At 69.2% G+C, this 11,227-nt stretch carries 11 protein-coding genes; 5 read left to right on the forward strand and 6 right to left on the reverse strand.

The features are described from left to right. The 3 genes from WH85_RS44705 to WH85_RS44715 all read left to right on the forward strand — a co-directional run. On the forward strand, positions 1-364 hold a 364-nt coding region (locus WH85_RS44705), incomplete at its 5' end, for a DUF2283 domain-containing protein (protein WP_211275643.1). 562 nt (positions 365-926) lie between these two features. After that, the gene (locus WH85_RS52605; RefSeq protein WP_211275644.1) at positions 927-1,337 is read left to right on the forward strand and encodes a hypothetical protein; all 411 of its coding nucleotides are present in this window, start codon (positions 927-929) and stop codon (positions 1,335-1,337) included. Between the two features lie 243 nt (positions 1,338-1,580). Beyond that, positions 1,581-2,306 (forward strand): hypothetical protein, encoded by a 726-nt coding sequence (locus tag WH85_RS44715; RefSeq protein WP_157411615.1) that lies wholly within the window; start codon positions 1,581-1,583, stop codon positions 2,304-2,306. 55 nt (positions 2,307-2,361) lie between these two features. Here WH85_RS44715 and WH85_RS44720 read toward each other — a convergent pair whose 3' ends face one another. Beyond that, positions 2,362-2,706 (reverse strand): Imm10 family immunity protein, encoded by a 345-nt coding sequence (locus tag WH85_RS44720; RefSeq protein ID WP_045748301.1) that lies wholly within the window; start codon positions 2,704-2,706, stop codon positions 2,362-2,364. 93 nt (positions 2,707-2,799) lie between these two features. Between WH85_RS44720 and WH85_RS44725 the strand changes: the two genes are divergently transcribed. Further along, positions 2,800-3,288, forward strand: coding sequence for an SMI1/KNR4 family protein (locus WH85_RS44725; protein WP_157411616.1), 489 nt, complete (start codon positions 2,800-2,802; stop codon positions 3,286-3,288). On the opposite strand, the gene WH85_RS44730 is transcribed toward WH85_RS44725, so the two are convergent. From WH85_RS44730 to WH85_RS44740, 3 genes are all read right to left on the reverse strand, one after another. Then, positions 3,213-5,168 carry an endo-beta-N-acetylglucosaminidase gene (locus tag WH85_RS44730; RefSeq protein WP_083449744.1) on the reverse strand — a complete coding sequence of 652 codons (1,956 nt, stop codon included), beginning with the start codon at positions 5,166-5,168 and terminating at the stop codon, positions 3,213-3,215. The genes WH85_RS44725 and WH85_RS44730 overlap by 76 nt on opposite strands. Positions 5,169-5,231: 63 nt before the next feature. Beyond that, positions 5,232-6,836, reverse strand: a complete 1,605-nt coding sequence (locus WH85_RS44735) for a methyl-accepting chemotaxis protein (protein WP_045748303.1) — start codon at positions 6,834-6,836, stop codon at positions 5,232-5,234. Positions 6,837-6,924: 88 nt separating this feature from the next. Then, a complete protein-coding gene (locus tag WH85_RS44740; RefSeq protein ID WP_045748310.1) occupies positions 6,925-8,109 on the reverse strand; it encodes a sensor histidine kinase in 1,185 nt (394 codons plus the stop codon). A gap of 142 nt (positions 8,110-8,251) precedes the next feature. On the opposite strand from WH85_RS44740, the gene WH85_RS44745 reads away from it, so the two are divergent. Then, positions 8,252-9,475: a response regulator gene (locus WH85_RS44745; RefSeq protein WP_245674372.1), complete on the forward strand. Its 1,224-nt coding sequence runs from the start codon at positions 8,252-8,254 to the stop codon at positions 9,473-9,475. A gap of 159 nt (positions 9,476-9,634) precedes the next feature. Here the strand turns inward: WH85_RS44745 and WH85_RS44750 are convergent, their stop codons facing one another. Both WH85_RS44750 and WH85_RS44755 read right to left on the reverse strand, forming a co-directional pair. Continuing rightward, on the reverse strand, positions 9,635-10,162 hold the full coding sequence (locus WH85_RS44750) for a hypothetical protein (RefSeq protein ID WP_052721277.1): 528 nt from the start codon (positions 10,160-10,162) through the stop codon (positions 9,635-9,637). A gap of 701 nt (positions 10,163-10,863) precedes the next feature. Continuing rightward, the coding region (locus WH85_RS44755) for a DUF2283 domain-containing protein (RefSeq protein WP_211275645.1) at positions 10,864-11,227 on the reverse strand (364 nt) is incomplete at its 5' end.

Consider the following 11,227-nt stretch of genomic DNA (forward strand, 5'->3'; position numbering starts at 1 on the left):
GCCCACGCCGCCAATCCACGACGGCCGAGCCGGCCCTCCGGAACGGCGGCTGACCGGACCGCCCACAGCGAACGCACTCGCGGTCGGCACCGGCAGGACGGGCACGCTGTGCACCATGGAGCCGTTGAAGGTCACGTACGACGAGGTCGCCAATGCGGCCTACATCTACCTCCAGGCGCCCGGCACTCGGGTGGCGAGAATGTATCCGTGCGATCCCGTCGACGTGGACGGCATGATCAACCTGGACTTCGATGCCGATGGCCGCCTGGTCGGTCTTGAGGTGCTGGACGCACGGGCGAAACTCGCGCCGGAGATCCTGACGCAGGCCGAGAACATCACGCGGCGAACCACGGGCGGACGGTAACGGCACCACCCCGGTTCGCTACTGAAAGAGGGCACACCCGTAGAGAACCACCGATATGCGACATGTGAGTGCGCGGGAACCCTGCCGGCGCCACTATCCTGGCCTGGGTGCGTCCGGCATCCGAGGGATCCAACTCCGTAATGCAGCTGCCTCCCCGGCCTGTCTGGGGGTGGATTCCGGTCAGGAACGGGACCCTAACCGACGACCGGGCTTCGCCGAGGGCTGAGAGCGCCCCTGCTAGCGCCGGGCGCACCCGATCAAGGGACTTCATACTCGTACGCGTTGCTGGTGGCCGCACATCGATCACCCGCTCGGCGGCAGCCGAGTACGCACCTCAATGCGACACGGCGGTTCGGGGCATAGGTATGACGACGCTGTCCACACCCGTGGTGGGTGTGAAGCCCATTTCGGAACAGCTCCCGAACCGAGCGAACGTCACCGACGCTCTCACGCCGGCACGACGCGACGCCGCGCCGCAGCCGCCCGCTGGATCGGCCGCGGCCACGCCAGGCCAGAGCGCGGACAGCGGCAGTTGAGTTCGTTTGCCATGGCCCGGTGGTGGATGGCCTCGACCCCGCCCGAAACGGGTCCGCTACCCGCAACTGTCCGGCCAAGCCGCATCAGCCCAGATGCCACCGCCGCTCTCGAGACGTTCAACAAGACCACCGGCCACAGCTTCGCGGTCGAAGATTTCTCTTACCGCTGCGGAGCGCCGGGCCGTGCAGAGTTGATCGAGTGGGCGTGCACATCGCCTCCGGTCCGAGTGCCCGACATCACCCGTGACGAGCTGGTCGAGATCGTGCGCCGCATCCTCGCCGACCCGACCGACGCCTGGTACATCGCAGCATTCGATCGCAACACCGTGATGCCGGGTGCGAGCGGCCTGATCTTCCACCCGCCATCCGAACTGGCGAACGCAACGGCGGAGGAAATCGTCGATGCAGTGCTCGCCTATCGTCCGATCGCCCTCTGACCTCCACCCGGCTCCACGACAGAGCAGCCCGCTGAGTCGTCGACGGCGACTGCAGCGCGTGCTGCCTACCCGCCGGGGCACGGGAGGGACCGGGCCGGGCGCGCCTTCTGAGCGGCGGAAGAAGGCGTGTCTCCTTTGAGCAGCTTCAGACGACCTGAGGGCGGGCACCCTACGTCTAGACTGACGGGCCCGGCACGTCGCAGACAATGGACGGAGAACGCGCACGTGGCTCTGGCCCAATGGGTGAAGCGGGTCCTGCCGCACGATCAAGACGCGGATGACCTGGAAAACTTCGGTATGCCCCCGCTCACGTCCCGGATTCTGGCCCGAACGGTACGCCGGGACGTCACGGACACCGTCTGCTTGCTCCTGCCCGGAGTGGAGCGGACCACCGGAGCCATCTGGCTGTTCGCATTCGAGAACCTTCTGGCGGCGCATGTCAAGGAGATGGTCCGGGAGATGGAACCCGGGATCCCGGAACCACAGCTGAATTCAGCGCCCTTCGCCATCGGGTTGATGTTTCCGATCAGCCAGGAGCTGCGTCGCCGCCATGACGCCGCACTGCCGGAGACACCGTTGTTGTCCTGCCCCCCGACGAGAAGCCTCCCGGACGTGCCGAAGCGACTGCGCAGGGGCCGGGAGATCCATGCCGAGAGGGCGGAGGAGATCCTTTCCGGGTACGGGACCTCGGCCTCGCGCATGCTGCAGAGGCAATCCCGCGTCGATGCCGTCACCGAGCTGGTGAAAAACAGGGAGGATCTCCCCTGGGGATCCTGGACGACCTTCACCGCGGTGGCCGCGATGCAGTATCACGGCGACATCCTTCCGGTCCCCGGGCGCACGGCGTCCGAGAAGAAAGGCGCCGAACGTGCCAAGGCCGAAGCAGCCGGCCAGGCCTTCACGCTCGCCCGGGCGATCGCCCTCGACACCGCCATCGGCCTGATAGCCCGAGCCGGCGTCGAGTACTGAGCCGATCCTCCTGGCGCACCGAAGTCGTCGTTCCGGGCGCGCTCACATCGGTGGATCAGTCGAACCCGGTCAGTGCGGGGATGAGGTCGGGGGCTCCGAAGGACAGGACCCGTTCGAGGCCGGCCCTCGCCGTGACGGACTGCTCCTCGGTCAGGCGCAACTGGAGGATGAGCTCGGTGCCGGGGAGGTTCAAGGCGGCCGCAGCCTGCTCGGTGAAGAGCATCGTGCATCGTGATGCCTGCCAGGTGACCGCGAGGATCCCGCCGTAGTGGACGTCGTGGTCACCGGTCACGACGCAGTAGACCGGGGGCTGCCAGGCGGCCGGGTCGTCGTGGTCGCGGAGGTCGCGCTGGAACTCGAAGCCGCGTGGGCCGTCCGGGCCCGGGTCGTACAGCGCCACCGATCTTCGGCGCTGTCCACGGGCTCGGATTACCCTGGAGGCCGGTGTTGCCATGCCTAGCAGCAAGAGATGGGGCTGTACCAGAATGGCGGCGTGAACGACGAGGAGGCCGAGTTCCGCGGACCGGTCGGCGACGACGAGTTCGACGAGGCCGCTGACGCCCTGGGCCGGCCGCTCCCGCAGGCGTGGCGTGACTATCTGCAAAGCCCGGCCTGGTTCCGGCAGGGGCAGCTGGCGAGCGGCGCCTACCTCATCCTGCTCACTCCCCGCGAGATGCTCGAGCTGCATGAGGCGTGGGACGCCGGCACCGGCGCGCACCCCGGTATCGCCGTCATCGGTCACAGCGGCGGCCGCGAGCAGCTCGCCCTCGACCTGCGGCGGGATCCCTCGCCGGTGCTGATGGTCGACATCACCAGCGAGGGGTGGGTGAGCGGCATCCACCAGGCCGACGACGTCGAAGTACTCATCGGCCGTGTCGAGAGTGGCACCTTCGACTACGCGTGGGATCAGGGCCAGGCGACCTCGGCCACCACTGCGGAGGAACGGCCGCCCTCGACACCGACCGCCTCCACCTCGACCTGAGTGGCGGGGCTGTCGAAGCGGGGCACGAAGTACGCGTCGCCGGTCGTGCCGCCCAGGTGGACCCGGGTGCCGGAACCGTCGCGCGCGAACACGTCGTAGTGGTGGATCGGGCCCGGCGCCGCCGTCCAGGACAGCCGCAGTGACTGGCGGGTCGCCGACACGCTCGACGCGCCGAGGACCGTCAGCTCCGAGGGCGGCGGGACCGCGTCGACCTCCCCGTCGTACACGGCGAGCCGGCCCACGTTGACCGAGTACGCGTCCGCGGCCCCGGAGACGTGCAGGCCCAGTTGGGCGATCGTGCGTCCCGCGTACTCGGAGAGGTCGATGGTCTTGATCTGCCAGTCGGTGCTGTCGGTGTCGCCCAGGGGCAGCGTCACGAACGTCGCCGGGTCGTCGGTGAAGGACACCGCGGCGGACAGGTGGGTCGGCCCTGCCGCCGGGGTCCGCACCGCGACGGACAGCCGGGTGTCGGCGGCCACCGGGAGCCGGGTCTGGTAGAGCCGGACCGTGTTCGCCGCGTCGAGCCTGCCGGACAGTTTCAGGGAGCTGCCGCCCTCGTACGCGTCGGTGAAGTCGATGCTCGGCGCCAGTTTCGTGCCGGCCGACTGGACCACCCAGCGGTAGGTCGGTGGCACGTCCTGCAGGGACAGGTTGTTCCAGCCGGTGGCGCCCGCCCGCTGCCCGCCGACCGCGTAGAAGTCGCCCTGCCCGGTGTTGAAGCTGGTCACGAACGGTTTCGCGGTGATCGCGGTGGATTCGGCGACGTAGGCCGCCAGGCCTTTCCACGACGACGTGGTGCCGGTGTTCGACGGGTCGCCGTTCGCGCCGACCCAGTACCGCGCGTCCCGGGCGTGGAAGTCGGCGCGGGAGCTGCTGGACTTCCACGTCCATTCGGGGCGGTACAGGCCCAGTCCGGTCACGTGCGGCTGCCCGTCGGGGAACACCGAACTCCAGGTGACGCCGGTGTTGTAGCCGTTGGATTCGGTGTCGATGCCCGCGTACAGGTCGTATTCGCTGCGGCCCAGGGCGCGGGCGTTGGTCCGCGAGGTGGTCTGTTTGGTGGCGCTCCAGCCGAAGTCGAGGAACATCGTGTCGCTGACCCGGGCGTCACCGTCCTGGAGGAACGCGTCGTTGGACGCGTTCAGGCCGTCCTGCCAGGAGACGCTGCCACTTTCGGTCATCGCGTCGTACCACATGAATTCGACCGGGCCGCGGGAGCGCGCGTACCGCAGGGTGTTGCGCACCTCGGTGGCCAGGTCCGCGGTGCCGCCGCCGGTCTCCTGGTTGATGAACCAGCCGTCGAAGCCGTAGTGCTCGGCGACCTGCACGAGTTTGTCGGCCACCGGGTACGCGCTGCCGGACTTCTGCACGAAGTCGCGGACCCACTGGATCTGGCCGCCGTACGCCGCGGGCGGGAAGAAGACGGTGCCGTACACCTTCACGCCGTTGCGGTGTGCGGCGTCGATGACGGTGGCGTTCGGGGCCAGGATCAGTCCTTCGCTCGCCGAACCGCCCCAGAAGACCAGGGTGTCGATGTACTGCCAGTAGCCGAACGCGTAGTAGTTCGGGTCGGGCGCGCCCTGCGACGGGTTGTTCGAGGTCGGCGCGAACGACACCAGCGAGGCGATCCGGCCCTCACCGGCGTGGGCGTTCGGGTTCGCCCGCAGGGCCGGGTCCGACGCGCGCGCGGCGAGCGGCACCCGGGACCGGTTGAACCGGGCGTCCGGGTCGGTGGCCGGATCCCAGTTCAGGATGCTGTTCGGATGCCAGTAGGAGGCATAGGGCTGGGTGCCGTCGGCGGCCGCCGCGCGGGCCGGAACGGGTCCGGCGAGCAGCAGCAGGGCGACGAGTCCGGATGACAGCAGGCGGGAAGTCTTCAACGCGGTCCCCTCGCTCCGACAACGTGAGTCAGACGATAAGGATCTCAACGATGATGGTCAATATCAGACAGAGAAGCGGCCGACGGTGACCCGCAGATCGTCCGCGAGGGTCTGGACCTCTTCGGCGGTACGCGCGGCCAGGCTCACGGCCTCGCGGCTGGAGGCGGTGCTGCTCGCTACCCCGGCGATGTTCGCGGCGATGTCGTTGACGCCGGCCGCGGCCTCGCTCACGCCCCGGTTCATCTCGCCGGTGGTGGCGCTCTGCTCCTCCACCGCCGACGCGATCGTGGTCTGGTAGTCGCTGATCTGCTCGATGATCCGGCTGATCTCGTCGATCGCGGTGACGGCCTGGCCGGTGTCGCTCTGGATCGCCGCGACCTGCTGGGAGATCTTCTCGGTGGCCTGGGCGGTCTCCTGGGCCAGGTCCTTGACCTCGCTGGCCACCACGGCGAAGCCCTTGCCCGCCTCGCCGGCCCGGGCCGCCTCGATCGTGGCGTTCAGGGCGAGCAGGTTGGTCTGCGCCGCGATCGCGCTGATCACGTTGATCACGTCGCCGATCTGCGCGGACGAGTCGCCGAGCCGGTTGACGGTGTCGCTGGTGGCCCGGGCCGCGCCGACGGCGTCCGAGGCGACCTGGGCGGCGTCGGCGGCGTTGCGGGAGATCTCGCCGATCGCCGCGCCCATCTGTTCGGAGCCGGCGGCCACCGTGTGCACGTTGCCGGAGACGCCGTGGGCGCTGTCCGAGGCGAGGGCTGCCTGCTGGTCGGCGTCCGCCACGGCGGCGTCGATCTGCCTGCTGACCTGCCGCATCGTCTCGGAGGCCGCGGTGAGCCGGCCGCCGTTGTCGACGATCTCCAGCACCGTGGCGCGGACCCCGGCGACGGCCTCGTCCACCGCGCGGCCCATCACGGCCATCTCGTCGGTGCCGGAGGTGTCCGGGCGTACCCGGAGATCGCCCTGGGCCATCGCCTGCAGCGCCTGGACCAGACCGGCGACCGGGCGGGTGAGGCTGCGGGTGACCAGGATGGTGAGGGCCACCGCGGCGGCGACGGCAAGGACGAAGACAACGATCATGATGGTACGCGCGGAGGCCGCGTCCGCCTGCGCGTCGGTGCTGGCCTGGTCGGCCCGCGCGGTCACCGACGCGACCAGCTGATCCGTACCCTCGACGATCTTGAAGAAGATGTCGTAGCCGTCCCCGAGCACCATCGCGTCGCCGGCGGCGATCCTGTTGGCGGCGTACAAGGCGACGATCTTGTCATCGGTGGTGAAATAGTCGGTCCACAGCGTGGTCAGGTTGCTGAACACGATGCGTTCGGCGTCCGTCATCGCGACGGTGTCGGTCTCGGCGAGCAGCGTCTTGAGCTTCTCCGCGTCGGCGAGGAACCCGGCCCGGTTGTCACTGGTCGCCGCCAGCGCCTTGGCCGGACCCAGCCGGTAGACGTCCCACACGTAGGCGACCTGCCAGCCGGAGATGTCCCCGTCGTAGTACTTCTGCTCGTCGACCTGGTGCATCAGCGTCTGCAGGGTCCGCATCCGGGCGGCCGCGCCGGCCTGCGCGTTCAAGGCCACGACACCGATGCCGACCGCGACACCGAGCAGCACCAGAACGACGGCGAACGCCGCACCGAGCCGCCCGGCCAGCCGCAGACGACGCAGGACCGCCATGGTTGTCTCCTCGATCGCACCGGTACGTCGCCTGAAGAATCGGCAACGCACGGATCGGTCTGAGCGGGACGCAACCGGCAGGAACGGGTCAGACCGGCATGGTGATCCGCGCGGTCGTGCCCTGGTCGGCGCCCGCCGAGGTGACACTCATCGTGCCGTTGTGCGCCCGCATGATCCGGTCGGCGATGCTCAGACCCAGACCCACACCGGGTACGGCCTGCTCACGGGCGTGCCGGCCCCGGAAGAACCGTTCGGCCACGTGCGGCAGCTCGTCGGGCGGGATGCCGGCGCCCTCATCGGTCACCTCGATCGCGCCGGGCAGCACCCGGACGGTGACCCGGGCGCCGGTCGGGCTGAACAGCACCGCGTTGCGCACCAGATGCTCGGCGGCCTGACTGAGCCGGGTGAAGTCACCCGGCACCTTGAGCGTGCCCTCGGCCGGTTCGACCTCGATCCGCACGTCCCGCTGGTCGGCCGTCACCCGGACCGCGGCCACCCCCGCCTCGGCCACCGCCACCAGGTCGGTGTGCGCCCGCAGCAGCGGCAGCGGCGCGGCGGCCGGGCGGGTACCGGCCAGCAGGTGATCCACCATCCGGACCAGGCGCTCGCCGTTGCGCTGGATCGGGTCGATCAGCCGCTGGTACGGCGCCAGCTCGTCGTTGTCGACCAGCAGCTCCAGGTATCCCTGGATGGTGGTCACCGGGGTGCGCAGCTCGTGCGAGACGGCCGCGACGAAATCCTCCTCACGGCTGATCGCCCGGGACAGCTCGTCACCGACCGCGGCCAGCAGCCGCCGGTTGCGGATCGCGGACAGGTGCCCGGCGGCCTGCCGCGCCATCGTGGCCAGCATGTCCATCTGCCGGTCGCCGACCTCGCCGGGCCGGTCGTCCATCACCGCCATCGCCCCCAGGACGTGCCCGTCCTCGTCGACCAGCGGCACCCCGGCGTAGAACCGGATGTGCGGGGCGCCCACCACGTTCGGCCAGTCCCGGTGCTCCGGATCCCCGAGCGCGTCCGGCACCACCAGCGACACCCGGCGGTCCATCACCATCCGGCAGAACGAGGAGTTCAGGTCGCCGCCGTCGCAGGGCATGCCCGTGTTGCCGGCGAACCACTGGCGTTCCCGGCCGACGAGCGTCACCGTGGAGATCGACGTCTCGAAGACCGCACTGGCCAGCCGGGTCAGCTCGTCGAGCACGACCGGCCGTGGCGCCCCCAGCAGGTGATAGCTGTGCACCGCCGCGAGGCGGGCGTCTTCCCCTACTGCGCTCATCTGCATGCGTTCTCCGGTGAGTCGGGCGGGGGATCCGCGGTCGGCCTGTTCCGAAATTCGGCGTCCAGCGAAGCGGACTGAGGACTTCGGCCGGGTGGGATCGCGGTGACACATCACTCAGGCCGTGCCCGGATCCGGCGATATGGCTCGTATGAAAACCGACCTGTTCCAGGACAACGACCTGTACCGGGCACCCACCTCCGACAAGGGCAAACCGACGGTACTGCTCGTCGACACCGACGAGGGCGTCCTGCGGGAGCTGGTGTCCCAGTTGGGCCGCTCGTTGCGGCTGGTGACCGCCACCAGCGGCGAACAGGCACTCCAGGTCCTGGCCGAGAGCGGGCCGGTCGCCGCGGTAGTCTGCGATCTGCGCCTGCCCGGCATGGACGGCATCGAACTGCTCTGGCACCTGCAGATCGACCACCCGGACACCACCCGGGTGCTGCACACCAGCGCCGGTGACATCGACACCGCGATGGCCGCGATCAACTCCGGGGGCGTCTACCGCTACCTGCTCAAACCGGCGAGCACCGGCGAGCTGCGCGGCGCGGTGCACGACGCGGTCGCCCAGAACGGTCAGGCGGTCGGCGAGCGGCAACTACTCGACCAGACCCTACGGGCCAGCATCCAGGCCCTGTTCGGCGTCCTCGAACTGGCCAGCCCGGTGGTGTTCGCCCGCGCCGGCCGGATCCGCACCCTGGTCGCCGAACTGTGCGGGGCACTGCAACTCGACGCCCACTGGGAGATCGAGGTGGCGGCGATGGCCGCGCAACTCGGCGCGGTCACCGTGCCGCCCGCGGTCCTGCAGAAACGCGAACGCGGCCTCCCCCTGAACACCGACGAACAGGCCATGATCGACGCGATGCCGCGGGTCGCCGCCCGCCTGCTGCACGACATCCCGAACATGCAGGACGTGGTCGCGATGATCCTCGGCCTGGCCGGTGAACCGGCCCCGGACGGCGGCCGCTCCCCACTGGTCGAATCGGGCATCGGCGTGATGCGCACCGCGATCGACTTCGAATCCCTGGAGAGCCGGGGCATCACCGACGCCAACGCGATCAGCGCCCTCGACGAGAAGGGCATCTGCCCGCAGCACGTGCTCACCGCCCTGCGCAAGGTCAAGGGCGTGCAGGCGGCCAAGGACGTCACCAAGACGGTGAACACCAAGGAACTCGAAGTCGGCATGCGCCTCGCCGAGGACCTGGTGGCCACCAACGGCCTGGTGCTGATCGGCCGCGGCACGGTCGCCACCGAGGTGATGCTGGACCGCCTGACGAACTTCGCCCGCGTGGTCGAACTGGTCGAGACGGTCCTGGTAGCCGTCCCCGACTACCAGAAGTACATCGTCCGCCGCGGCAGCCGTTAACGCTGGTCGCGGCTCAGATAGCGAACCGGTTTGCCGGAACTCCAGGTCGATGTCCAGCGCCGAGATCAGGTCGAGGGCCGAACCGTGCGCGTTACGGAGGCGTTCGTTGGGGACCCGTTCGCCCCACCTCTCCCGGTCTTGGGCGGCTTGTGCCTCGGTCTACTGCCGGTTCTCCTCGGCCTCCTCCTGCGGGGTGGGCGGGCGGTGTGAGCGATGCCAGTAAGCGGCCTGTTCGCTGGTCTGTCTGACGATCCGGTCTGCGGCCGGCGGCGCCGGCCACAGCTGCATCAGGTACGCGTCGCGCCCGTCCTCGGCCTGGGCCTCATCGAGGCCGCACGCCAGATAGCGGACCCGATAGTCCTGCCGCGGCAGCACCAGCGGGTACGCCTCGCCGTCCAGGCCGGCTAGGTGAACGGAGTCCCGGGCCGGCCGAAACGACACGTCGACTATGTCCTCCCACCGGTCGTCGACGGACGGTTCACCAGCGTGCAACTCCACCCGGAAAGGCACCCACCCGGTGTGCTGACCCACGTTCAGAAGAAGCAGCCCTTCCACCGCGGCACCACAGAGCCCGTTGCTCTGCCCCGTCCAGGCCTGTTCGAGGTCGTAGTCCTCCTCGAACAGGTCATCGCCGCTGAACACCGACGCCGAGTGGTAGGTCACGAAGACCCGATCCTCATCCAGCAAGACGCGAACACCCATCCGGCAATCTCAGCACCACAGTCCGGGCCGCGTTCTGCTTTTGACCACTACCGCCCATCACAGCGTGTTCCGCCCCCGGCCATCTGGCAGGTATCACGATGCGCCGATGGTGTTCATCGGGTAGGCCGCGGTTGCCTCGAATCTCCCCGACACCGAGGTCGTCCTCCAGACGCGCCTGCCCGTGGAACAATCCGCCACTGCGAGAGCCTGCCTCCGACGAGTCCTGTTCTTCGGCCGGCCCGACCTCATCCCCGCACCAATCGGGCCGACTGATCTGCCGATGAGCGGATGGCTCCGACTATTCTGCGAGTCATGGTTGTCGACCGTCGCGCAGGAATGAGCGCCGCATCCCATCCCACTTAGGTGACCGCACACGCGGCTCCGAAAGGGGAGAATCATGTCTCGCACGGACAGAGACGGTCCGCATCACCGGCGAACCGGACTGCGCCTCCTGGTCGGTGGCGGGGGCCCACCTCGCTGGTTCATCGACCATGTCTGGACCAGCCGGGAGCGGCAAGCAGCCCGCGTCGCATGCCGAAATGCCACCAAGGAACACCGCGGCGCCGGAATAGTCGACACGATCCCCACCATCCAGCAGCATCGCCACAACGCCCAGTGGCTCTGGTGGTGACGTCCTCATCTGCCGCACGGTGTGCTCTCTTCCAGTCGCGAACCGGGGTGGTGCGCTACTGTCCGCCCGTGGTTCGCCGCGTGATGTTCTCGGCCTGCGTCAGGAGCTGCGGCGCGAGTTTCGCCCGTGCGTCCAGCACCTCAAGACCGATCAGGCGGCCATTGGCATCGAAGTCCAGGTTGATCATGCCGTCCACGTCGACGGGATCACATGGATACATCCTCGCCACCCGAGTGCCGGGCGCCTGGAGGTAGATGTAGGCCGCATCGGCGACCTCGTCGTACGTGACCTTCAACGGCTCCATGGTGCACAGCGTGCCAGTCCTGCCGGTGCCGACCGCGAGTGCGTTCGCTGTGGGCGGTCCGGTCAGCCGCCGTTCCGGAGGGCCGGCTCGGCCGTCGTGGATTGGCGGCGTGGGC

Origin of the sequence: Actinoplanes rectilineatus (assembly GCF_000962825.1) — a bacterium.
GTDB lineage: Bacteria > Actinomycetota > Actinomycetes > Mycobacteriales > Micromonosporaceae > Actinoplanes > Actinoplanes rectilineatus.

Excerpts from the sequence above, each read along its gene's own strand:
- WH85_RS52605 (WP_211275644.1), top strand. The coding sequence starts at position 927 with ATGGCCTCGACCCCGCCCGAAACGGGTCCGCTACCCGCAACTGTCCGG.
- WH85_RS44735 (WP_045748303.1), bottom strand. The coding sequence starts at position 6,836 with ATGGCGGTCCTGCGTCGTCTGCGGCTGGCCGGGCGGCTCGGTGCGGCG.
- WH85_RS44740 (WP_045748310.1), bottom strand. The coding sequence starts at position 8,109 with ATGAGCGCAGTAGGGGAAGACGCCCGCCTCGCGGCGGTGCACAGCTAT.
- WH85_RS44745 (WP_245674372.1), top strand. The coding sequence starts at position 8,252 with ATGGCTCGTATGAAAACCGACCTGTTCCAGGACAACGACCTGTACCGG.